18 protein-coding genes and 3 tRNA genes are annotated in these 23,034 nt (G+C 74.7%); 13 read left to right on the forward strand and 8 right to left on the reverse strand.

From position 1 onward, the window contains the following. The first annotated feature begins 1 nt into the window (after window position 1). Window positions 2–1,123, forward strand: a complete 1,122-nt coding sequence (locus OSR43_RS18925; protein WP_302268333.1) for a glycosyltransferase — start codon at window positions 2–4, stop codon at window positions 1,121–1,123. Here the strand turns inward: OSR43_RS18925 and mptB are convergent. Further along, entirely contained in the window at window positions 1,098–2,534 is a 1,437-nt protein-coding gene (mptB, locus tag OSR43_RS18930) for a polyprenol phosphomannose-dependent alpha 1,6 mannosyltransferase MptB (RefSeq protein WP_302268334.1), read from the reverse strand. The genes OSR43_RS18925 and mptB overlap by 26 nt on opposite strands. Window positions 2,535–2,714: 180 nt before the next feature. Between mptB and OSR43_RS18935 the strand changes: the two genes are divergently transcribed. Genes OSR43_RS18935 through OSR43_RS18950 form a run of 4 tightly spaced genes read left to right on the forward strand, consistent with a single transcriptional unit; the run spans window position 2,715 to window position 6,133 of the window. Then, entirely contained in the window at window positions 2,715–3,536 is an 822-nt protein-coding gene (locus OSR43_RS18935; RefSeq protein ID WP_302268335.1) for an SGNH/GDSL hydrolase family protein, read from the forward strand. A 5-nt stretch (window positions 3,537–3,541) separates the two neighbouring features. Continuing rightward, complete coding sequence (locus OSR43_RS18940) at window positions 3,542–4,327, forward strand: crotonase/enoyl-CoA hydratase family protein (protein WP_302268336.1); 786 nt, start codon at window positions 3,542–3,544, stop codon at window positions 4,325–4,327. 59 nt (window positions 4,328–4,386) lie between these two features. Then, window positions 4,387–5,415, forward strand: a complete 1,029-nt coding sequence (locus OSR43_RS18945) for a hypothetical protein (RefSeq protein WP_302268337.1) — start codon at window positions 4,387–4,389, stop codon at window positions 5,413–5,415. Between the two features lie 37 nt (window positions 5,416–5,452). Then, window positions 5,453–6,133 (forward strand): PaaI family thioesterase, encoded by a 681-nt coding sequence (locus OSR43_RS18950; protein WP_302268338.1) that lies wholly within the window; start codon window positions 5,453–5,455, stop codon window positions 6,131–6,133. Between the two features lie 81 nt (window positions 6,134–6,214). Here OSR43_RS18950 and OSR43_RS18955 read toward each other — a convergent pair whose 3' ends face one another. Next, a complete protein-coding gene (locus tag OSR43_RS18955) occupies window positions 6,215–7,714 on the reverse strand; it encodes an NAD(P)/FAD-dependent oxidoreductase (RefSeq protein WP_302268339.1) in 1,500 nt (499 codons plus the stop codon). 452 nt (window positions 7,715–8,166) lie between these two features. On the opposite strand from OSR43_RS18955, the gene OSR43_RS18960 reads away from it, so the two are divergent. Genes OSR43_RS18960 through OSR43_RS18970 form a run of 3 tightly spaced genes read left to right on the forward strand, consistent with a single transcriptional unit; the run spans window position 8,167 to window position 9,883 of the window. Beyond that, window positions 8,167–9,123, forward strand: coding sequence for an ATP-binding protein (locus OSR43_RS18960; RefSeq protein WP_302268340.1), 957 nt, complete (start codon window positions 8,167–8,169; stop codon window positions 9,121–9,123). A gap of 20 nt (window positions 9,124–9,143) precedes the next feature. Next, window positions 9,144–9,530 carry a CrcB family protein gene (locus OSR43_RS18965; protein ID WP_302271724.1) on the forward strand — a complete coding sequence of 129 codons (387 nt, stop codon included), beginning with the start codon at window positions 9,144–9,146 and terminating at the stop codon, window positions 9,528–9,530. After that, window positions 9,527–9,883, forward strand: a complete 357-nt coding sequence (locus OSR43_RS18970; RefSeq protein WP_302268342.1) for a CrcB family protein — start codon at window positions 9,527–9,529, stop codon at window positions 9,881–9,883. Before OSR43_RS18965 ends, OSR43_RS18970 begins: the two co-directional genes overlap by 4 nt. Here OSR43_RS18970 and OSR43_RS18975 read toward each other — a convergent pair. The 4 genes from OSR43_RS18975 to OSR43_RS18990 all read right to left on the reverse strand — a co-directional run bounded on the left by OSR43_RS18975 (window position 9,874) and on the right by OSR43_RS18990 (window position 11,120). Then, entirely contained in the window at window positions 9,874–10,233 is a 360-nt protein-coding gene (locus tag OSR43_RS18975) for a metallopeptidase family protein (protein ID WP_302268343.1), read from the reverse strand. The two genes, OSR43_RS18970 and OSR43_RS18975, sit on opposite strands and share 10 nt — an antisense overlap. Window positions 10,234–10,309: 76 nt before the next feature. Beyond that, a tRNA-Asp gene (locus OSR43_RS18980) sits at window positions 10,310–10,386 on the reverse strand. A gap of 106 nt (window positions 10,387–10,492) precedes the next feature. After that, a tRNA-Glu gene (locus OSR43_RS18985) sits at window positions 10,493–10,565 on the reverse strand. Window positions 10,566–10,634: 69 nt separating this feature from the next. Continuing rightward, window positions 10,635–11,120, reverse strand: a complete 486-nt coding sequence (locus OSR43_RS18990) for a DUF2000 domain-containing protein (protein WP_302268344.1) — start codon at window positions 11,118–11,120, stop codon at window positions 10,635–10,637. Between the two features lie 78 nt (window positions 11,121–11,198). Between OSR43_RS18990 and OSR43_RS18995 the strand changes: the two genes are divergently transcribed. The 4 genes from OSR43_RS18995 (at window position 11,199) to OSR43_RS19010 (ending at window position 19,199) form a co-directional block, all read left to right on the forward strand. Continuing rightward, window positions 11,199–11,660 carry an Lrp/AsnC family transcriptional regulator gene (locus OSR43_RS18995; RefSeq protein ID WP_302268346.1) on the forward strand — a complete coding sequence of 154 codons (462 nt, stop codon included), beginning with the start codon at window positions 11,199–11,201 and terminating at the stop codon, window positions 11,658–11,660. A 69-nt stretch (window positions 11,661–11,729) separates the two neighbouring features. Continuing rightward, window positions 11,730–11,803 (forward strand) — tRNA-Phe (locus OSR43_RS19000). A gap of 160 nt (window positions 11,804–11,963) precedes the next feature. After that, window positions 11,964–13,517, forward strand: a complete 1,554-nt coding sequence (locus tag OSR43_RS19005; protein ID WP_302268347.1) for a S8 family serine peptidase — start codon at window positions 11,964–11,966, stop codon at window positions 13,515–13,517. Between the two features lie 495 nt (window positions 13,518–14,012). Next, window positions 14,013–19,199 carry a lamin tail domain-containing protein gene (locus OSR43_RS19010; protein WP_302268348.1) on the forward strand — a complete coding sequence of 1,729 codons (5,187 nt, stop codon included), beginning with the start codon at window positions 14,013–14,015 and terminating at the stop codon, window positions 19,197–19,199. 76 nt (window positions 19,200–19,275) lie between these two features. On the opposite strand, the gene OSR43_RS19015 is transcribed toward OSR43_RS19010, so the two are convergent. Beyond that, window positions 19,276–20,985, reverse strand: a complete 1,710-nt coding sequence (locus tag OSR43_RS19015) for a hypothetical protein (RefSeq protein ID WP_302268349.1) — start codon at window positions 20,983–20,985, stop codon at window positions 19,276–19,278. A 123-nt stretch (window positions 20,986–21,108) separates the two neighbouring features. Next, the gene (locus tag OSR43_RS19020; protein WP_302268350.1) at window positions 21,109–21,870 is read right to left on the reverse strand and encodes a GTPase domain-containing protein; all 762 of its coding nucleotides are present in this window, start codon (window positions 21,868–21,870) and stop codon (window positions 21,109–21,111) included. 77 nt (window positions 21,871–21,947) lie between these two features. Here OSR43_RS19020 and OSR43_RS19025 point away from each other — a divergent pair, with 77 nt between their 5' ends. Next, window positions 21,948–23,018: an NADH:flavin oxidoreductase gene (locus OSR43_RS19025; RefSeq protein WP_302268351.1), complete on the forward strand. Its 1,071-nt coding sequence runs from the start codon at window positions 21,948–21,950 to the stop codon at window positions 23,016–23,018. The last annotated feature ends 16 nt before the right edge of the window (window positions 23,019–23,034 follow it).

Genomic DNA, 23,034 nt, shown 5'->3' on the forward strand with positions numbered 1-23,034 from the left:
GGTGCGGGTCGCACAGCTGGCCAACTTCGTCGGCCCCACGTCGGGCGGGATGAAGACGACGCTCGAGGCGCTCGGCCGGGGGTACGTCGCCGGCGGGGTCGCCCGGCTGCTGGTCGTCCCCGGGCCGGAGGACCGCGTGCTCCAGACCCCCGCCGGCGACGTCGTGCAGCTGCGCGCGCCGCGGGTCGGCGGCGGCTACCGGCTGATCGTCGAGCCGTGGCGGGTGGTGGACGCGCTGCGGCGGTTCGCCCCGACGTCGCTGGAGGTCTCCGACAAGTCCACGCTGCTGCCGGTCACCCGGTGGGCGCGGCGGGAGGGCGTGGCCTCGGTGCTGTTCTCCCACGAGCGGCTCGACGCGATGCTCTCGCTCCGCACCGGCCTGCCCGTGCGCGCGACCCCGTGGAACCGCACCCTCGTGCGCCACCACGACCGCGTCGTCGTGACCTCGCGCTACGCCCGCGACGAGCTGCGCGCGGTGGCCAACCTGGCCGCCACCCCGCTGCACCGGGTGCCGCTCGGGGTCGACCTGGCGACGTTCACTCCCGGCCTGGGTGCGGGTCCGGGTCCGGGGCCGCGTGCGGGCGGTCCGCTGCGGCTGGCGCACGCGGGCCGGCTCTCGCGCGAGAAGAGCCCGCACCTGGCGGTCGCGACCGCCCTCGCGCTGCACCGGCGCGGCGTACCCCTCCGGCTGGACGTGTACGGCGACGGCCCCCAGCGCGGCGAGCTCGAGCGGATGGCCGACGGGGCGCCGGTGCGGTTCCACGGCCACCTCGCCGGTCGGGACCGGCTGGCGGCCCGGCTGGCCGAGGCGGACGTCGCGCTGTCGGTGTGCCCGGGCGAGACGTTCGGGCTGTCGGTGCTGGAGGCGCTGGCCTGCGGCACCCCGGTGGTGACCGCCGACGAGGGCGGGGCCCGCGAGCTGGTCGACGAGTGGTCCGGTGCCTGGGCGCCGGCGGAGCCGGAGGCACTGGCCGACGCCGTGCTCCGCGTGCTCGCCCGCGACCCCGAGGGCCGACGGGCAGCCGCCCGGCGGCGGGCGGAACGGTTCCCGTGGACGCGGACGGTCGAGGAGATGCTCGCCCTCCACGACCTCGGGCTCAGCCGGGCTGCGACACCGGCGTAGGACGCTCGGCCGCTCCGCGTGCGGCCGTCTCGAGCGCCCGGCGGTGGCCCACCGCCTGCGCGACCGCGACACCGAGGACCAGCACCACGGCGACCGCGATGTCGGTGCCCCGGGCGCGCAGCGTGGAGTCGAGCGGCGCGACGAGCCCGGCGAGGCCGACGAAGCCGACCAGCGCCGCCTCCGCCCGCGCCCCCAGCCGGGTGGCGGCGAGGAACGGCAGCGCCCACAGCGCGTACCAGTGGTGGACCACCGGCCCGAGGAGCACCGTCGCCAGCGCGACCAGGCCGGTGACCGCGACCGCGGTGCCCGCCCGGCCGGTCGGCGCCCGCATCGCGCAGACCGCGGCGACGGCGAGCGCGAGGACCGTGCCCGACAGGCGCAGCACCTCGACCGGCGAGGGCCCCGGCAGGCCGGCGAGCTGCTGGAGCCAGGAGAGCAGCTGCCCGACCTGCGTGGTCACCGACAGCGGGGAGCGGACCACCCCGGGGACGCCCAGCGCGTGCACCCACCCGACGCCCAGCCCGGTCACCAGGCCGGTCACGACGAGCACCCCGCCGGAGACGCCCGCCACCGCGACGAGGCGGCGGACCCGGTCGGCGGGGCCGGCGGCCGCCGGCAGCGCGACCAGGGCGACCGCGACGCAGACCAGGCCCCCGGGCAGCTTCACCGCCGCCGCGGCCCCGCCGAGGGCCGCGCCGAGGACCCAGTGCCGCTCGACCGCCACGGCGAGCGCTGCGGCCATCAGGCCGACCATCAGGAGGTCGTTGTGGAGCCCGGCGACTCCGTGCGCCAGCACCAGCGGGCTCGGCAGGACCAGCGCCGCGGCGTACGCCGGGTCGCGGCCGGCCGCCGCCGCGAGGCGGGGCACCGCCCACGCCAGCAGCGCCAGGCCCGCCAGCGCGAGCAGGCGGTGCGCGACGACGAGGTCCCACGGTTCACGGGTGAAGCCTGCGGCGAAGGCGCCCCAGGCGAGCGGCAGCGGACCGTACGGCGTGGCCGTGTCCAGCCACATCGGGTCGACCGCCTCGACCACCTCGCCGCGCAGCACCCCGGGTCCGTGCTCGTACGGCGAGACGCCGATCCGCGCCATCACGCCCTGGGCCGCGTAGCTCCACCCGTCCCGGCTGAACATCGCCGGCGCCAGCAGCAGCGGCAACGACCAGCAGGCGGTCGCGCGGTGCACCAGCAGCATCCGTGCGGCGCCGGCCCCGCGGCGCACGTCGCGCAGCAGCTCGAGCCAGGCGTGCCCGCCGAGGCCCAGGCCGCCGATGACCAGGACCAGGCCGACCAGGCGGCCGGGGGTGTCGTGGCGCAGGGGGAGGTCGTCGAGGGGGCTCGAGACCGGCAGCACCGACACGACGAGACCGCCGAGCAGCACCAGGACGTAGCCGAGGACACCACGCGTCAGCACCCTGTCGACGCTAGGGACCGGGCGGCACCTCCCGGCGACCTCGCCGTGAACGCTCCCCGAACGCTCGTGCGCCGTCGGGCCGCCGTCACCGTCCGGTCGCCTCACCGCCACCTCCCGGCCGTCCGGGCGGGGTCTGGTGGGTGCGTGCGGGGTCGGTGGCTGGTCGGAGGCAGCGGTGCGGTGGTGCTCGGAGGCCTGCTCACGGGCCGCGGGGTCCTGCAGCGGCAGGCGGCGGCCGCCCGGCGGATCGTCGGCAAGCCGCTCGGCGAGGACGCCCACCGCGCGGACAAGGTGTGGAAGAAGACGTACGGCGACCCGCTGGACCTGCTCGTGCTCGGCGACTCGATCGCGGCCGGGCTCGGCGCGGACTCCCCCGGCGGCACCTTCGGCGCCCAGCTCGCCAAGCGGCTCGCCAAGGCCGCAAGCCGGTCGGTGCGGCTGCACACCGCCGCGGTGGTCGGCGCGGAGTCCTCGATGCTGCGCGCGCAGCTGGCCGGCCTGCCCGGCGGCTACCGCCCCGACGTCGCCGTGATCGTGGTCGGCGGCAACGACGTCACCCACCGGGTGCGGGTCTCGGAGTCGCGCCGGCACCTCGCCGAGGCGATCTCGACGCTCCGGGCGGCCGGCGTCCCGGTCGTCGTCGGCACCTGTCCGGACCTCGGGGCGCTCGGCGTGCTGCAGCAGCCGCTGCGCACCCTCGCCCGCGTCGCGTCGCGCCAGCTGGCCGCGGCCCAGCGCGACGTCGCCCTCGAGCAGGGCGCGCTCGCGGTCTCGCTTGCCGACGTGGTCGGTCCGTTCTTCGTCACCCGGCCCGACGAGATGTTCGCCGTCGACCGGTTCCACCCCTCGAGTGCGGGCTACAAGCGGACCGCGAAGGCCGTCCTGCCGAGCGTGCTGGTCGCCCTCTCCCTGGCCGACGAGCTGCCGCACGGCCACCACGCTCCCGCCGTGCCGCTGGGCGAGCCCGGCCGTGGACAGGCGTCCCCCGCCCCGGCAGGGTGAGCCGCATGAGCGAGACCGCCGGCACCGCCGAGCCCGTCGTCCTCGTCGAGGAGCGCGACCGCGTCCTCGTCGTGACCATCAACCGTCCCGCGGCGAGGAACGCCGTCAACGGCGCGGTCTCGGCCGCGGTCGCCGCGGCCATGGACCGGCTCGAGTCGCGCGACGACCTCTCGGTCGGCGTCATCACCGGAGCGGGCGGGACCTTCTGCGCCGGCATGGACCTCAAGGCGTTCCTCGGCGGCGAGGACGTGATGGCCGGCGGGCGCGGGCTGGCCGGGATCACCACCCGGCCGCCGGCCAAGCCGCTGGTCGCCGCGGTCGAGGGCTGGGCCCTGGCCGGCGGGTGCGAGGTCGTCCTGGCCTGCGACGTGGTCGTCGCCTCGCGGGAGGCGAGGTTCGGCATCCCGGAGGTCAAGCGCGGACTGGTCGCCGGCGCCGGCGGGCTGGTCCGGCTGCCGCGGAAGATCCCGCAGAACGTCGCCCACGAGCTCGCGCTCACCGGCGACCCGATGACCGCGGAGCAGGCCGAGCGGTACGGCCTGGTCAACCGGCTCACCGAGCCCGGCGGTGCCCTGGACGCGGCCCTGGAGCTGGCCGGCCGGATGACCGCCAACGGCCCCCTCGCCATGGCCGCGACCAAGCGCATCCTCGCCGAGCAGGCCGACTGGGGCGCCCAGGACTTCTGGGAGCAGCAGTCGGCGCTGATGGCCCCGGTCTTCGCCTCCGAGGATGCCCAGGAGGGCGCTCGGGCCTTCGCCGAGAAGCGGCCGCCCCAGTGGCGGAACCGCTGACCGGACCAGACCGGCCGAAGCGGCCCGTGACGAGCGGGTCCGCGCGTAGTTTGTGGGGCATGGCGCAGGAGAGTGAGCCCGCCGACCTGCTCGACCGGTGGCTGACCCACCGCGAGCAGGGCGGTGCCGCGCGCACGCCGGTCGCCGGCGCCGTCGACTCGGGGTCGGCGACCGACGTGGACGCGGAGGACCCGCTCTTCGACGAGTCCTTCGAGCCGGCACCGGAGGAGGTGGAGGCGCCGCTGTTCGAGGCCTCCGCACCGCAGGAGCTGCAGCTCGACTTCGAGCCGGTGATCATCCCCTCGGCCCGCCGCAGGCAGGAGCGGGCAGGGTCGCGCCGCGGGCGGCTGCGCCCGCGGCGCGACGACCAGGCACCCGAGGCCGCGGGCGACCCGGTCGCCGACCCCGAGGCCGACCCGGTCGTCACCGACGCCGTCCCGGAGGCTCCGGCCGAGGTCCCGGCCGGGCCGACCCCGGAGGAGGTGCGCGCCGCCGAGGCGCGCGTCGCCGAGGAGGCCCGGGTGGCAGCCGGGGAGCGCATCGCCGCCCAGCTGGAGGCGGCCCGGGTGGCCGAGCGCGAGACGCGCCCGGCCCGCCCGGTGAGGAGCCCGGCACCACCGGCAGCGGCGGCCGCACGAGCCACGGTGGACGACGCGTCGACGAACCACGTGTTCCGGCCACGGACCGGCGCCCGACGGGTCGTCGGCCTGCTGCTCCTGGTGCTGCTCGCGGCCACCGCCGGCGCGGCGTACGCCGCCTCCCGCGACCAGACGACCACCACCCTCGGCCTGGCCGGGACGCTCGCGGTCCTCACCCTGGTCGTCTGGGCGGTGCGGGCCGGATCGGCGCCGACCCGGATGTCGGTGACCGCCGGGCAGCTGGAGGTGCTGCGCGGGGGCGGGAGGTTCGTCTTCGACCTGCGCAGTCCCCACACGCCGATCGAGGTGGTGGGTGAGCCGGGGTCGCGTGGGTGGAAGGTGCTGTTCCTGCGGCGGAGCATGGAGCCGTTCGTGGTCGACTCCACCATGGTCGACCCCGAGGAGTTCACCGCCGTCCTGCGCCGGCACCGTCCGGAACGGACGGCCTAGGCGCCGCGGCCGCACGCGCCGTACCTAGACTCCGCCCGTGAGTCTCGATCCCCACCGCCCAGCAGAGATCAGCGCCGAGGAGCTCGCCGCGGAGACGGCGCTCTACGCGCCGTTCACCCAGGCGGTGCGCGAGCTGGTGGACGCCACCATCCGGACCACCGTCGACCCGGACACGATCCGTGCCGCCCAGGCGGAGGTCGAGGCGATCACCGCCCGACTGCGCCGCTCGCAGATCGACGGCTCCATCGGCGCGCACTTCGGCCACGGCCGCGCCCGGCAGCCGTGGGGCAACACCGTCGTCGGCGTGCGGAACCCGGTGGCGCCGCCGCTGGACCCGCAGCCCGCCGGCGACCGGCTCGGCGAGGTCCGTGCGGAGGTCGTGCTCGGCGCGGCGTACGAGGGACCGCCGGGACTCGTCCACGGCGGCGTCTCCTCGCTGCTGCTCGACCAGATGCTGGGCAACGCGGCCGCCGCGGCGCGCAAGCCCGGCATGACCGCCTACCTCAACGTCACCTACCGCCAGCCCACGCCGCTCGGCCCGCTCCGCCTCGAGGCGTGGGTCGAGCGCACCGAGGGCCACAAGACGTGGGCCCGCGGGCACGTCATCGGCCCGGACGGGCCGACGGTCGAGGCCGAGGGGCTCTTCGTGCTCCCCCGCTGGGCCCGGGACCTGCTCGCCGCGCGTGGGGCCACCGAGGTGCCGCCGACGTTCGAGTAGGTCCCGGTACGACGGCGACGGCCCCACCGGGGCCGTCCTGTCGGACGGGTCCGGGTGGGGCCGGGTGCTGCGGCCGAGGGCTCAGACGCGCTCGGAGGGACGGGTGCCGCGCTCGCCGGCGTCGGTGAGGCGGACCTCCTCCGCGGCCTGCGCCTCGAGCTCGTCGCGGCGGGCCTGGTCGCGCTGGGCGTCGTACTCACCCGGCTGCGAGACCAGGTCGGACGCGCCCCGCTCGAGCCGCTTCAGCGCCGACCGGGCGAAGATCTGCTGCTCGGTCGTGGTGCGCTCGGAGCGGCCGCGGCCGAGGAACGAGACCGCCCAGTGCAGGACGGCGGTGACCCGGTTCTTGAAGCCGGTGATGTAGACGAGGTGGACCGCCAGCCACATCAGCCAGGCGATGACGCCGGTCAGCCGGAGCTTGCCGACCATCGCGACCGCGCGGAAGCGGCTGATGATCGCCATCGAGCCCTTGTCGAAGTACTTGAACGGCTTCTGCGGAGCCTTGCCCTCGACCCGGTTCTGGATCTCCTTGGCGGCGTACTTCGCGCCCTGGATCGCGACCTGCGCGACGCCGGGGAGGTTGTCGAGCTGGATCATGTCGCCCACGACGAAGACCTCAGGGTGGCCCGGGAGGGTCAGGTCGGGGTTGACGCCGATCCGGCCGGCCCGGTCGAGCGGGGCGCCGCTCTGCTCGGCGAGCTGCTTGCCCAGCGGCGAGGCCTGCACACCGGCGGCCCAGATCTTGGTGACGGACTCGATCCGCTCGACGCGGCCGTCCTTGAACTTCATCGAGAGCCCGCGCTCGTCGACGTCGGTCACCATCGCGCCGAGGATCACCTCGACGCCGAGGTCCTCGAGCTCCTTCTGCGCCTTGCCGCCGAGCTTGGCGCCGAACGGCGGGAGCACCTGCGGCGCGGCGTCGACGAGGACGACGCGGGCCTGACGGGTGTTGATCGACCGGAAGTCGCGCTTGAGGGTACGGTGCGCGAGCTCGGCGATCTGGCCGGCCATCTCCACACCGGTGGGACCGGCGCCCACGACGACGAAGGTCAGCAGGTGGTCGACGTTCTCGCCCCGGGCGGCGCCGAGCTCGGCGAGCTCGAAGGCGCCGAAGATCCGGCCGCGCAGCTCTAGGGCGTCGTCGATCGACTTCATGCCCGGCGCGAACTCGGCGAACTGGTCGTTGCCGAAGTAGGACTGGCCCGCGCCCGCGGCCACGATGAGGGAGTCGTACGGCGTGACCGTCTCCCGACCCAGCACGTGCGAGCGGACGGTCTGCTTCTCCAGGTCGATCTCGGTGACCTCGCCGAGCAGGACCTGGGCGTTCTTCTGCCCGGCCAGCACCTCGCGGGTCGGCGGCGCGATCTCGCCCTCGGAGAGGATGCCGGTCGCCACCTGGTAGAGCAGCGGCTGGAAGAGGTGGTGGGTGGTCTTGGCCACCATCGTCACGTCGACGTCGGCGCGCCGCAGCTCCTTGGTCCCGAAGAGGCCACCGAAGCCGGACCCGACCACCACCACCTGGTGGCGCCGGCCCTCGCCGGTCGTCCGGGTCTCGTCGCCGAGGGGAGCGGTCGCTGCCATGACATTCCTCCTGTACGAGGTGGGGCCGTGCCTGTGGACGTGCACCGGGCTCCGCCGTTGTGCGGTCATTGTCCCGCCGCACGCCTGCCGATCACCAATCCGGTGACCAGTCCGTCGGCCGGCACACATGCCCGGGACCCCGGCGGTTCTGCGCCCGTGACGACGGGTCACCGGGTCAACACGGCAGCGGGGGAACCGATTCCGTCGGAAAACTTTCAACGACATGGGTTTGGTCACAAGATGCGGGGGTAGGCAAGCCAAGAATGGCTCTACCCGTCGCCTCGACCGTGGACCACGCCGAGCGACGGACCGCACCACCGCCGCACCACCGCCCCACACCACCCCGCCCCACCCGCAGGCGTCCCGCCCCTCACCCGTCCCGCCAGCAGTCCGGAGTCGCACCTGTGCCGCTGAACAGGCCCGCCCTGTCCCTGGGCCCTGGTCCCCGCGGCGTGCAAGACGCACGCCGATGGGTGGTCGAGACGTGCCGGGACATCGGACGCGACGACCTGGTCGAGTGCGCCGAGCTCGGTGTCTCCGAGCTGGTCACCAACGCGCTGCTGCACGGTGCTCCGCCGATCCAGGTCCGCGTGCGCGGGACCGTCCAGCACCCGCGGGTCGAGGTGCGTGACGCCTCCCCCGAGCGCCCGGTGCTGCCCTCGGCCGTGAGCCCCGACGAGGACGACATCCTGCTGACCTTCGGCCGGGGCCTGTCGATCGTCGCGCGCAGCTCCGACGCCTGGGGCGCGGAGATGGAGGACGACGGCAAGACCGTGTGGTTCGCCCCGGCCGCCTCGTTCGCGGAGGACGACGGTGTCGAGGGACTGGTCACCGGGGTCGCGGAGGAGGCGTCGCTCGCCGGCACCGACGACCAGGACCTGCTGGAGATCGAGGTCGTCGCGGTCCCCCTGCGCGCCTACCTGGCCTTCCAGCGCCACTACCGCGAGCTGCGCCGTGAGGTCCGGCTCCTCGCGCTGGCCCACGAGGCGGACTACCCCCTCGCCAAGAACCTCTCCGACCTCTTCGGCGACCTGGACCGCCAGCTGCGCGAGGGGATCGGCTCCGAGCAGATCGCCGCCGCCCAGGCGACCGGGCTCGAGCAGGCCGACCTGCGCATCGTGATGCCGCGCCGGGGCGCGCAGACCATCGACCAGTTCCTCGAGCTCCTCGACCTCGCCGACGAGTTCTGCCGCCAGCAGCGCCTGCTGTCGCTGGCCCGCACGCCCGAGCAGCGCGAGTTCCAGCGGTGGTTCCTCGGCGAGCTGGTGCGCCAGGCGCACGGCGCCGCTCCCCGGCCGTGGACGGGCGGCTCGGGGGTCGGCGCGCAGGACGGCGGCGCGCCCGCGACCGCCGAGGGCGCCGGCATCGCGGCCGACCTCCGGACGGGACGCCAGAGCAGCGTGTCGTGAGCCCGCGACTGCTCGCGGCCGTGGCCGCGGGCGGCGCGGTCGGCGCTGCCCTGAGGTGGGGGTGTGGGGAAGCGGTGCCTGACGGGCCGGGCCTGCCGGGGACCACGTTGGCGATCAACGTGGTCGGCAGCCTGCTGCTCGCACTGCTGCCCGGCGTGGCGCCCGTCCGCCGCTCGCCCGCGCTCGCCGCGGCGCTCGGCCCCGGCCTGCTGGGGGGCTTCACCACGCTGTCGGCGGCCTCGGAGCAGACCCGGTCGCTGCTCGCGGAGGGCCGGTCGCTGCTCGCCCTGGGCTACCTCCTCGGCACGCTCGCGGCCACGGTCGCGGCGGTCGCACTGGCCTCCCGGCTCGCACCGGCCCCACCGGGCACGGCGGGGGTCCCGAGCGCTCGTCGAGGCGCGTCGTGACGCTCCTGCTCGTGGCACTGGGCGGTGCGCTCGGCTCCGCCCTGCGGTACGTCGCGGCGTCGGCGCTCGACGGCCGCTGGCCGCGCGGCACGCTGGCGGTGAACGTCGCCGGCTCGGCCCTCCTCGGCCTGCTGGTGGGCCTCGGCCACGAGCCGGGCGGCGGCGACGCGGCGTACGCGCTGGTGGGGGTGGGCTTCTGCGGGGGCCTGACCACCTGGTCGGCGTTCGCGGGGCAGACCCACCGGCTCGGCGGCCGCGCCGGGGCGGCGTACGCCGCGGGCACGCTCGGGCTGGCGCTCGCCGCCTGCGCCCTGGGCTTCTGGGTGGGCTCCTGGGCGGACCCTCAGGCGTAGCCGAGGTCGTGGAGGCGGTCGTCGTCGATGCCGAAGTGGTGGGCGACCTCGTGCACCACGGTGATCCGGACCTCGTCGACCAGCTCCTCCTCGCTGCTGCACATGTCCAGCAGCGGACCGCGGAAGACGAAGATCCGGTCGGGCAGCTCCATTCCCTCGGTCCAGCTGGTCCGCTCGGTCAGCGCCACGCCGTCGTAGAGGCCGAGCAGGTCGTCAGGCTCGCCCTCCGGCGGCTCGTCCTCGACGAGGACGACGACGTTGCGCACGAGCGAGGCCAGCTCGTCGGGGATGCCGTCGAGCGCCTGGTCGACGAGAGCGTCGAAGCGGTCGCGGTCCATGTCGATCGGCACGCGGCCAGTCTGCCGTGGGCGGGCAACGGCCCGGGAACGACTGAGCGCCCCGGACCTGGTGGTCCGGGGCGCTCGGTGGCGACCCCGACGGGACTCGAACCCGCGGCCTCCGCCGTGACAGGGCGGCGCGCTAACCAACTGCGCTACGGGGCCATGGAACTGCTGGTCGTGCTCTGCTCCGCACATCGGCGAAGCGGTGGAACTCTAACCCACACTCTCGCGACGGACCCAATCGCGGGGCCTGCACGAGCCGGTGGAGCACCCCCAACGGGATTCGAACCCGTGCTACCGCCGTGAAAGGGCGGGGTCCTGGGCCGCTAGACGATGGGGGCCGGACTGCGCGGACAGCATACGAGATCCTCGCTCGCCGGTGCCGCCCGCCACGGCCCGGAACGCGCGGGTCACGGCAGCAGGCCGAGGCCCTTGACCAGCTTGTCGACCACCTTGCGCGGCCCGACCAGGCTCAGGGCGTGGAAGGAGAGGTCCTCGGTCCCGCTCGCGGCGACCGCGTCGAGGTACTCGGCGTACACCCGGGTCTGCTGGGCCTGGACCGGCATCGCGACGAGCGCGACGTCCTCGCGCCGGGCGGCGGCGGCCCGGACGGCGGCGAGCCGCTCGGGAGCCGCGCCGAGCACCGTGCACCCCAGCCAGGGCAGTCCCGGGTACGACGTGCCGTCGGCGTCGGTGGCGGCGTCGCCGAGCAGCCCGCGGACGCGCGTGGTGGTGGCGCCGGCGACGCAGACGGCGGCGTTGACCGCCCGCCCGGCCGGCAGGGTCTCGTCCACGACGACGACCCATTTGAGCGGGACGTCGCGGGTGCTCGCGGACTGGTCGATCTGCTCGGGGTCGAACCCGATCGGCGGCGCCGGGAATGTCTCGGTGGTCATGCGGGAACGCTAGGACGACGTACGGCGCAGACGCCAGCACGCCGCGCATCGTCCGGACGAGTGCCTATCCTGGCTGACATGGACGCCCTGGACCGCTCGATCCTGCGTGCCTGGATGACGGATGCCCGGCGCAGCCTGCGCGACATCGCGGCCGAGGTCGGGGTCTCCGCGACGACCGTCCACGACCGGGCGCGGGCCCTGCAGCGGCGCGGGGTGGTCCGCGGGAGCCACCTCGACGTGGACCTGACCCAGCTCGGCCGCTCGGTGCAGGCCCTGGTCTCGGTGCGGATCCGCCCGCCGACGCGGACCAACATCGAGGACTTCCGCGACTGGGTCGCCACACTCCCCGAGACCGTCGGCGTCTTCGTGACCTCCGGCCGGGCGGACTTCATGGTGCACGTGGCGGTGGCGAGCAACGACGCGCTCTACGCCTTCGTCATCGACCGGCTGACCTCGCGCGAGGCGATCGCCGACGTGGAGACCTCGATCATCTACGAGCACCTGCGCAACCCCGTCGTGGACGTCGCGCCGGAGGCGTGAGCCCGGCGCTGCCGCGTCGAGGACGCGATTCGTCGGCCGCTCCGCGGGCATGTAAGGTGTCCGTCGCTCGGGCAGGTAGCTCAGTTGGTACGAGCGTCCGCCTGAAAAGTGGAAGGTCGGCGGTTCGACCCCGCCCCTGCCCACGAGCACCAGCGAAGGGCCCCGCCGATCACGGCGGGGCCCTTCGTCGTACGACGGGCACGGACGCCGACTCGTCCCTGGGGGTGCTGGCGGTGGGGGGTGGCCTCGGGTCAGGATGACCCCCCGGCGCACACACGCGCCGGACTCTCGGGAAGGAACGACATGACCCACCGCACCACCCTGCGGCGTACCGCAGCCGCGCTCGCCGCCACCACCGCCCTCTCCACGGCGCTGCTGGTCGCCACCGGGCCGGGCGCCACCGCGACCGGCGGCCACGGCGGCCCCGGCGGCCACGGCGGCCCGACCGCCGGCCCCCCGTCCACGCCCGTGCCGATCGCCACTCCCGACGGAGTGGTGTCGAGCTACCTCCTCAACGCCCGCAAGGCCGGCCCCGCGCAGGTCCGCCAGGTCGAGCGCGCGGTCGAGCGCGCCGGCGGCACCGTCGTGCAGTCGTGGCCCCAGATCGGCGTCGTCGTGGCGCACGCGGACGAGGCCGACTTCCGCGAGGACGTCAGCCGGGCCGCCCGCGGCGCACTGGCCTCGGTCGGCGCGACCCGCACCGTCCCGGTCACCGAGGGCACGCCCGGCGTCGACGCGAAGCGCCCCGGGCGCTCGGAGCGGTCGGCGCGTGCCGCGCGGTCCGCCAAGAAGAAGGACCTCGAGTCCGCCACGAAGGTCGTGGCCGACCCGCGCGAGGCCGAGCAGTGGGACATGCAGATGATCGGGGCCGACCGGGCGCACGCGATCACCGACGGCAGCCGGCGCGTCGTCGTCGGCGTCCTCGACAGCGGCATCGACCCCGACCACCCCGACCTCGCCCCCAACATCGACGTCCGGGACTCGGTCAACTGCAGCGACGCCGGGCGCCCCGACCGGTCGGCGACCGGCTGGCACCCGACCACCAGCGACCACGGCACCCACGTCGCCGGGACCATCGCCGCGGCCCGCAACGGCGTCGGCATCGTCGGTGTCGCCCCGGGCGTGCGGATGGCCTCGGTGAAGGTCGTCAACGACGACGGCTTCATCTACCCCGAGTACGCCGTGTGCGGCTTCGTGTGGGCCGGCCTCCACGGCATGGAGGTCACCAACAACAGCTACTACGTCGACCCGTTCCAGTTCTACTGCGAGGACCAGCCCGACCAGCTGGCCGCCAAGGAGGCGGTCCGCCGCGCCGTGGCCTGGTCGACCCGCGAGGGCGTCGTGCACGCCGCCGCGGCCGGCAACTCGTCGTACGACCTGGCGAACAAGACCACCGACACCACCAGCCCCGACGACAGCACGCCGGTCGACCGGGTCATCAACGACGACTGCGAGGACATCCCCGCCGAGCTCGACGGTGTCGTCACGGTCTCCTCGATGGAGCGCTTCCCCGCCGACACCATGGAGAGCCGGCTCTCCGGCTTCAGCAACCGCGGCCTCGGCGTGATCGACGTGGCGGCCCCGGGCTCGCGGATCCTGTCCACCGTGGTGACGGACAACGGCTACGGGCTCAAGAGCGGCACCTCGATGGCGTCCCCGCACGCCGCCGGCGTGCTGGCACTGCTGGCCTCCGAGCACCCGCGGTGGAGCCCGGCCCAGCTGGCCCGCGCGCTGCGGGCCCAGGCCGACGACAAGGCGTGCGGCACCACGACCGCCGGTGCGCCGTGCGTGGGCACGACCGACGAGAACAGCTACTTCGGCGACGGCGTGATCGACGCCCTGGACGCCGTCCGCTGACCGACCGCTGAGGGCCGGCCGACCGCCGGCCGAACCCAGCGACCCGCTCGAACAGCACCGGGGCCCGTCCACCAGGACGGGCCCCGGTGTCGCGTCTGCGGCCGGCCCGGCCGCGCCGAGGCGTGCGCCGGGGGCCGGGGGCCGTCGTGCGGGCTGTCGTGCGGGCCCGTCGACCGTGGCCCCTCGTGCCGGGGGCTCCGGCAGCTCCCTGGGAGGAGGGCATGGGAGGTGGCGTCAGCGTGTGGCGCCGTGTCCCTCCGCCACGGTCGACAGGTCGTTCGCACGGGTCTCGCCCGTCCCTCGACTGTGCGCTCGCGGCGGAGCGCTCCGCATCCCCAGATCTGGGTAAACGCCGCACCCCACGTCCCGCCGGCACGGCCCGCTCGAAGCAGACCGACAGCGTCCACCTGCGGGTCACGCGCGGTTCGCATTCCTTCACCTTCTCGCTGCGAGGGTCCGCCCGATCCCCTTCCAGAGAAAGCGAACCCGACCCGCATGACGCCCTCTCCAGCCGGCTCCGCCGGCGTGCGCCGCCGTCGCGGCCGACGCACAGCGCTCGCCACCCTGGCGCTCTCCACCACGCTCACCGGCACGCTCGCCGCCGGCACCGTCGCCCTGACCGGGCCGACCGCATCGGCCGCTCCGCTGGCCGCCGCCGACCTCCCGGCCGCGCCGGCCGATGCTCCGGCGTTGCTCATCACCGAGGTCAACGTCGACTCGGCGAACATGCCGACCTTCGAGAACAAGTCTGCTGACGCGTGGGAGTTCGTCGAGCTGCACAACACCACTGCCGAGGCCATCGACCTGACCGCTGCGGGCGTCGGCATCGTCTACATGAGCGGCACGAACCCCAAGACGCTGTCGTACCCGGCCGGCACGACCGTCCCGGCGCACGGCACCGTCGTGCTGTGGGCGCGGAACAGCGTCTACCGCGACGGGAGCGCGACCGGTGGTCGCGATGCCACGCTCACCGACCAGCAGTTCCGCGAGCACTACGCCTCGCTCGGCGTCAGCGACGACTACACGCTGGTGCACCTCACCGGCCAGGACGGGCTCAACAACTCCGGCACCTCGATGTACCTCACCCGTGGTGGCACCAAGCTCACTGAGGTCGCGTGGACGGGGACCGACAAGGGCGTCGACCGGACGGTGACGTACGCGGTGCCGCCGTCGGGTTCCCCGCAGCAGCCCGTCCTCGGACGGCTGCAGGCGCCGACCCCGGGCACGGTCGACCCAGCGCAGCTCACCCGGCCGACGACCGAGCCCACAACGACGCCCACACCGACCCCGACGCCGACCACCAGCCCCACGCCCACCGAGCCCACGGCGCCGGCCAGCCCCACCGCTCCGGTCGAGCCGAGCACCAGCCCGACCCCGACGGAGACGCCGACAGGCAGCTCGACGCCCACCGAGGCGCCGACGAGCCCGACGAGCACCCCGACCACGAGCCCGGCACCGGGCGGCCCGTCCGTCCCGGTCCAGGGTCCGGCGCCGGCGGTCGACCCGGCGCTCACCGCACCCGTGCTGCAGGTCACCGAGGTCGCGCCCGACACGGCGAACGTCGGCGGCGGCGACGCCTACGAGTTCGTCGAGGTCTACAACGCCTCCGACGCGCCGGTCGCGTTCGCCGACTTCACCCTCAACTACCTCTACATCGACGGCAGCGAGCTGACCACCAACAGCCTCCTGTGGCCGGCCCGGCCCCACGACCCCGTCATCGCCCCCGGGCGCACGCTCGTGCTGTGGGTGAAGAACGGGTCGAACGACCACCTGACGGCGACCGACTTCAACAAGCACTTCGGCTCCCGCCTGACCCCGGGGACCGACCTGGTCGAGATCGCCTCGGGCGGCATGGCCAACGGCGGCCTGCGCGGCATCCAGGTGATGACCAACAGCGGCCACGACATCAGCCGCGCGTACTACCACGACGACGCCGACACCGTCGCCGACAAGCCGCTGCAGTACCGCTGGGACGGCGGCACCAAGCAGACCAAGCTGGGCACCGGCACCGCCACGCCCGGGTACGCCGCCCCCGACCAGGTCCCGCCGGGCCTGGTCGCGACGCCGGCCGACACCAGCGCCCCGCGCATCGTCGACCTCGTCGGCGGCTCGGAGACCCCGGACACCGCCGACCTCGCCCTCGACTTCGAGATCACCGACGACCGTCAGGTCCGCACGGTCGTGCTGACCGTCGACACCGACGTCGACGAGCCGATCCGCCGCAACCTCGTCTTCGGCGCGCCGGACCGGTACGCCTACACGATCCCCGCGGTCGACCTCTACGGGAAGCGGTGGGTCGAGTACTCGGTCACCGCCACCGACGGCACGGGCAGCACCACGCTGGAGACCGTCCGGGTGACGCTCGACGCCACCGAGACCGCACCGGTCCGGCTCAACGTCACCGAGGACCAGTACGTCGGCGGGCGCACGCGCCTCGCTGCCACCACCGCCGGCGACCCGGCGGACCTGAGCCTGGCGATCGACGGCGCGCCCGCGCCCACGCCGGTGCCCGCGCTCGAGGCGCGTCCCGTCTTCGCCTTCGAGGCCACCAGCACCGACGCGTTCTTCCGCAACGGCGTGCGCATCGGCGAGGAGGTGCTCACCGTCTTCGACGAGGGCTTCTACGCCCGGGTCGAGACCGTCACCGCGCCGGTCCCGGTCGAGCGGGTCGTCAAGGGCGAGCCGCTCACGGTCGGCATCTACGCCGGCACCAAGGCCTGGCCGCAGCCCGACCCGAACGAGAACAACGACGACTTCTCCGCGCTCAACCTGCGCCTCGCGCTGCCCGACGGCCGAGTGCTGCGTCCGACGACCTGCGGCGGCGCCGGCGAGGGCCAGGACCCGACGGTCCGCGCCTGCCCGGACCCGACGACCCGGATCGGCTTCAACGACGCCAACCAGGTCTACTTCACCGCCACCTTCACCATCCCCGACGACGCCTTCGACTCGCTCGCGACCATGTGGGACTCCACCACCGTCGCGGACGGCCCGCACACGGTCACCGCGACCGCGCGGGACGGCGCCACGCTGACCCGCACCGTGCGCGTCGACAACACCGCACCCGTCGTCGAGCCCACCGTGGCCGACGGCCAGCGCTACCGCGGTGACCTCACCCTCGACGCGGCCACGACCGACGCGGGCTCCGGCCTGGCCGACGCCGGCGTCACCGCCACGCTCGACGGCGAGGCGGTCACGCTGCCGCACGCCACGAGCTCGCTGAGCCTGGCGCCCGGCGAGCACCGCCTGGTGGTCACCGCCCGCGACCGGGTCGGGAACACCGCGACCCGGACGGTCACCTTCACCACCGCCGACGAGCGGCCCCGCACCACGCTGGTGAGCCCGGAGGACGGCGCGAGCGTCGCCTCCGGGCCGGTGGACCTGACCGCCACGGCCGGCTCGCCCGAGGGCGACGACCTGCAGCTGCGGTTCCGCGAGGGCAGCAGCTTCGTGCCCACCGACGCCGAGGTGGCGGCGTACAGCGGCACCACCGGCGTCGCCCGCGGCACCGACCGCTCCGAGCGGACGGTGCTGACCGCCGAGCAGCTCGAGCAGGTCGCCGGCACCGACGGCATCGAGCACGAGGTCAGCTCGGACGTGGCCTTCCCCTACCAGCTGTTCTCGGTGGCGGTCCCCGCCGACGCGGGCGCCGACGCCACGGCCCGGCTGACCTGGACCGGTTCGGCCAACGCCGGCGCGAAGGTGCTGCTCTACGTGAAGGACGCCGCCACCGGCGCCTGGGAGGAGGTCGCGCGCAAGATCACCACCGACGACCAGCCCTTCGCCTTCGAGGAGCTCGTGCCGGTCGCCGGGCACACCGCCGACGGCACGATGACTGTCCTCGTGCAGCACTCCGAGGGCTTCGCCGGCAAGGTGCGCTCGACCCGCGCCGACAACCCCGCGCCGTACTCCGGCAAGGGGGTCACGCCCCGCTCGGAGTACGACTTCACCTTCGGCTGGGAGTCGGACACGCAGTACTACAACGAGACCGACGGCTTCTACAAGCACCAGCTCAACATCAACAAGTTCCTGCTCGCCCAGCGCGACCAGCTGAACCTGCAGTACGTCCTGCACACCGGTGACGTCGTCAACGTCGCGACCGACGAGCGGCAGTGGCTCAAGGCGGACCCGGCGTACCGGATGCTCGACGAGGCGGGCCTGCCGTACGGCGTGCTCGCCGGCAACCACGACGTCGGCCACCACGACAACGACTACACGGCGTTCTCGAAGTGGTTCGGCACCCACCGCTACCAGCAGAACCCGTGGTACGGCGGCACCCACCAGGACAACCGCGGCCACTACGACCTGATCACGGCCGGCGGGATCGACTTCCTCATGCTCTCGATGGGCTGGGCGCCCGGCGACGAGCAGATCGCCTGGATGAACCGTGTGATCAAGGCCCACCCCGAGCGCAAGGTCTGGATCAGCCTGCACGAGTTCATGCTGACCACCGGCGGGCTCGGCCCGGTCCCGCAGCGGATCATGGACGAGGTCGTCGCCCCCAACCCGAACGTCTTCGCGGTGTCCTCCGGGCACTACCACGACGCCTACACGCGCCTCGACCAGTTCGACGACGACGGGGACGGCACGCCGGACCGCACGGTCCACTCGATGCTGTTCGACTACCAGGGCCTCCCCGAGGGCGGCCTCGGCTACCTGCGGCTGATGCACTTCGACAACACCGGCGGCCGGATCGTCGTGCGCACCTACTCCCCCTCGCTCGACGACTTCGACTCCGACGACCCGTCGCTGGAGCCGGTCCACCAGGAGTTCGTGATCCCGTACGTCGACGCGGGCATCGCCCCGGCGACCAAGACGCTCGCCACGGACTCCTTCCGTGCCGACGTCCTCACCACCCGCGACATCGCCGTCCTCGACGACGTCGCCTCGGGCGCGACCAGCACGGTCGCCTGGGACCCCGGCGCCGGGCGGCACGGGTGGTACGTCGAGACCACCAACCCCTACGGCGGCAGCTCGATCTCCGAGGTCCGGACCCTGACCGTGGCCGGGGGCGGGGGCGGCACGCCGGACCCGGGCAACCCGGGCACTCCCGGGACCCCGAACCCGGGGAACCCCGGCACGCCGAACCCGGGCAACCCCGGCGACCCCGGCACGCCGGACCCGGGCACCCCGGGCGACCCCGGCACGCCCGGCCCGGAGGTGCCGCAGCCGGCCGAGCCGGACCTGCGGGGCCCCGCCCGCGTGGGCCGCGTGCTCACCGCGGACGCGGGCGACTGGCCCGCCGGCACGACGCTCACCTACCAGTGGAACGCCGACGGCAGGCCGATCAACGGGGCGACCGCGAGCACGTTCCGGGTCCTCCCCCGGTTCGTCGGCAGGCGGCTCACCGTGACGGTGACGGCGACCCTCGGCTCGGGCCCGGCCACCTCGGTCACCTCGGAACCGACCCGGGTCGCACCGGGCCGGCTCCAGGGCGAGCGGCCCGTGCTGCTCGGGAAGGCCCGGGTGGGGCAGCGCCTGACGGTGGAGACCGGTGACTGGGCCGACGGCACCAGGACCCGCGTGCGGTGGATCGTCGGCGGCAAGCAGGTCGCCACCGGCCGGACGCTGCTGCTGACGCGCCGCCACCTGGGCAAGACGGTGACGGTGCGCGTCACCGGCACCCGCCGGGGGTACGAGGCGCTGACCCTGCGTAGCGACCGCCGCCCCGTCGTCACCCGCTGACGGGACGACGGAAGCAGCGAGCGAGAGGCCCGCAGGTCACCCCAGGTGACCTGCGGGCCTCTCCGCGTCCCGGGCCTCAGCGGCTCCGGGGGAACTCCACGCCCTTCGTCCGCTGGGCCTCCATCACGATCGTGTCGCCGTGGGTGCCGTAGCCCAGCAGCGGCTCGTAGTACTGCGTGCCGTTGAAGGTCACCAGCAGCCAGCGGGTCCGGTTCCGCTCCGCGACGGGGATGATCATCGGCCACGGGATGTTCGTCGGGTGCGGGGCGTCGAGGATCCCGAGCTGCTTCATCTGCAGGTCGTACACGGGGTACTGCCCGCGGATCTCCGCCGCGTTGGCGTCGCCGTTGCTGGCCAGGACGTACCAGCGGCCGCCGAAGCGCTGGAGCACCGTCCCCTCGGTCTCGACCTTCGAGGCGTCCGCGCCGACCAGCGACAGGTTGGTGAAGTCGGCGCCGCGCGGGCTCCGGGCCAGGGCGGGGTAGAAGTCGAAGAAGCGCCGGGCGTTGACGAACCCGACGTACCAACGGCCCTCGATCTTGACCACGTGCGGGTCCCACTGCCCGACCGCCTCCGACGGCAGCTCGGAGGTGGGCAGCCGGAGCTGCCGGGTGCGGAGCACGTGCACCCCGCGCAGCACGTCGGTGGACGAGCGCAGCGTCGTGTAGTTGATCTCGACGCTGTCGTTGGCGAAGTCGCCCCACGTGCTGTTCGTGACGATCCAGCGCCGGTTCGCGTCGTCGCGCACGAGGTGGCCGGCGTGGTCGCCGAGCACCAGGTCGCGGCCGTCGCGCTGGAAGAAGAGGTTGGCGACCTGCTCGAGCCGGTAGGTCTCCAGGTCCAGGGTCCACACGCCCCAGTGGGCGGTCTCGAAGAACGCCAGGCCGGCCTGGGTGAAGGTCAGGTAGACCTTCCCGTCGCGGATGTACGGCGCGCCGTCGGCGTGGGTGACCAGGTGCGGGTCGCGCAGCCCGAGCTGGCCGAAGTACCCCGCCCGCACGCGGTCCAGCACGACCGTGCCCGAGCCGGACTCGGCGCCGAAGGAGTTGGTCCAGGTCCGCAGGTTCGCCGGCTCGCGCAGGTCGAGCCGCTCGTCGAGGGTCGCCTTGACCAGCGGCACCGGTCCCGAGCCGGTGTCGGCGAAGGCCACCACCGTGGTGCTGGTGACGGCGAAGGCGAGCTGGAAGGGCGCCTGCAGGTCGGCCTCGGCCGTGCCGAGCGTCTCGGTGGTCCCGCCGACGGTCAGGTCGATCCCCACCGTGCCGGTCGCCCGGTCGTACCACGCGAGCAGGTGGTCGCCCGCGCCCTTGGCGAGGCCCGCGAGCACCCGGTCGCGGGTGGTGTCGCCGGAGAACGCCGCGACGTCGACCACCACCGCGGCGTACGGCGCGTCCTGGCGGCTGGTCGACCGCAGCAGCGTGGAGTGCTCGCGCCCGCCGATCCGCACCTCGCCCCCACCGCGCGCCACCGCGCCCGCGCGGCCCCGCGGCGCCAGCACGTCGTACCGGCCGCCCCCGTCGGTGAAGCTGTCGCGCAGCGTGACGAACCGGTCGGCCAGCAGGTCGAGCCGACGCTGGCGGTCGACGACCTCGAAGTCGAGGTCGAAGGGGCTGACCCGGCTGCGGGGCGCGGCCGAGGCGGCGTCCGTGGGCAGGGTGACCGCCGCGAGCCCGCCGAGCCCGGCGGCTCCGAGGAGGGCCCGGCGCCCCACCGCGGCGGCAGCCGGGGTGCGGGTGAGCGCGGGAGGAGCGGGCGGAGTGGGACGGGTCATGGGGGTCAGGGTCATGGGGGCCTCCGAGTGCGGCGGGTAGTGACGACGATCACTCTCCCCGCTCGCACGGAGCAGCACAAGACCGAACACGTCCTCACACCCGTGGGGATGGCCGGCCCGGCCGGCGGCCCGCCCGGCTCAGGCGTGCCCGGCCAGCTGCCCCATCCGCGCCTCGAGGGCGGCGAGGTAGGCGTCGCGCTGCTTCTGGTCGAGCGGGCTGTCGGGGTCGAGCCGGCTGCAGGCCGGCAGCACGTCGATGGAGAGCTTCGCGGCGCCGGCGAGCGCGCGGAGCTCGTCGAGCCGGTCCCCGAACGGCGTGCCGCCGCCGGGTGAGTAGGAGCGGACCACCTCGTCGACGTCGTCGAGGAAGAGGTCGACCTTCGTCACCACGATCACCAGCCAGGTCGGTCGCGGCCGGCGGACCGCCATCGAGGCGATCCGGTGGGCGGTGACCGTCCAGTCCTCCAGCTCCCGGGCCAGCTGCTCGTCGCGGTCCACCTCGACCGCCCCGGTGGTGCCGGCCGGGCGGCGCCCGGTGGCGTAGCCGTTGGCGACCACGTGCAGCACCCCGTCGACCGGGTCGTCGTGGAAGACCTCGTCCAGCGCCCCGAGCCGGGTGGCGGCGTTCTCGCCCGGCACGACGCGGAACCGGAAGCCGCGCAGCCGCCGGTCGCGGCGCACCCGCCGCTCCATCACCGCCGACCCCGCCTCCGGCGGCTCCCCGGCGCGCGGGCGGCCGGCGAGGTGGTCGACCAGCTCGCTCTTGCCGACGCCGGTCATGCCGGTCACCGCGACGGTCGGGTAGCGGTGCTGGAGGACCCCGGTCACCCGGTCCCGTCCGCGCGCGAGGGTGGAGGGCACGGCGCGGATGCCGCGCGGTCCGCGGGACTGCTGGCTCATGGCGCTCGAAGGTACCCGAGGCACCTTCCGGGCACCCGGGTGCACGGCACCGCCGCCCGCTCGGCCACGATGGAGCGGTGACCTCCCTCGCCGACCCGCTCGCGCTCGCCCACGGCCCGGAGTGGGCCAACCGCTTCGCGCTGGCACCGCTGACCAACACCCAGAGCAACGCCGACGGCACGCTGTCCGACGACGAGCACCACTGGCTGGAGGCGCGCGGCCGCGGTGGCTTCGGGCTGGTCATGACGGCGGCGGCGTACGTCGCGCCGGCGGGCCAGGCGTGGGCCGGCCAGCTCGGCATCGCCTCCGACGACCACCTGCCCGGGCTCACCCGGCTCGCCGACGCCCTGCGCACCACCGGCGCCGTCTCCTCGGTCCAACTCCACCACGGCGGCCGGCGCGCGGACCCGGCACTGACCGGCCGGGCCAACCAGTGCCCCTGGGACGAGCCGGCGAAGGGCGCGGTCGCGATGACGACCGACGAGGTGGAGCAGGCCGTGGCCGACTTCGTCGCCGCCGCGGTGCGCGCGGAGCGGGCCGGCTTCGACGGGGTTGAGGTGCACGGCGCGCACGGCTACCTCGTCGGGCAGTTCCTCGACGCCCGACACAACCACCGCACCGACGGGTACGGCGGCTCCTTCGACGACCGGTCCCGCCTCCTGCGCGAGGTGCTCGAGGGCATCCGCGCCGCGACCGGGCCGGACTTCCAGCTCGGGCTGCGGCTCACGCCGGAAGGCAGCGGGATCACCCTCGAGGAGGGGCGCGAGACCGCCCGGCAGGTGATGACCTCGGGGCTGCTGGACTACCTCGACATGTCGCTGTGGGACGTCTTCATGGCCTCCCGGTTCGGCGCCGAGGGGCTGCTGGTCGAGCACTTCGCCGATCTGCCCCGGGGCGGCACGCGGCTCGGCGTCGCCGGCAAGGTGCTCTCCGCGGCCGACGCACGCTGGTGCCTGGAGCGGGGCGCCGACTTCGTCTCGGTCGGCACCGGCGCGATCCTGCACCACGACTTCGCCGCCCGGGCGGCCGCCGACCCGGACTTCCGCGTGCGGGAGCGCCCGGTCACCCGCGACGTGCTGCGCGCGGAGCGGGTCGGCCCGGCGTTCATCGACTACCTCGCGGCCGGCTGGGACGACCTCGTCGCCTGACCCACCGCGCCTCGTG

The organism is Nocardioides sp. Arc9.136, assembly GCF_030506255.1.
Classification (GTDB): domain Bacteria; phylum Actinomycetota; class Actinomycetes; order Propionibacteriales; family Nocardioidaceae; genus Nocardioides.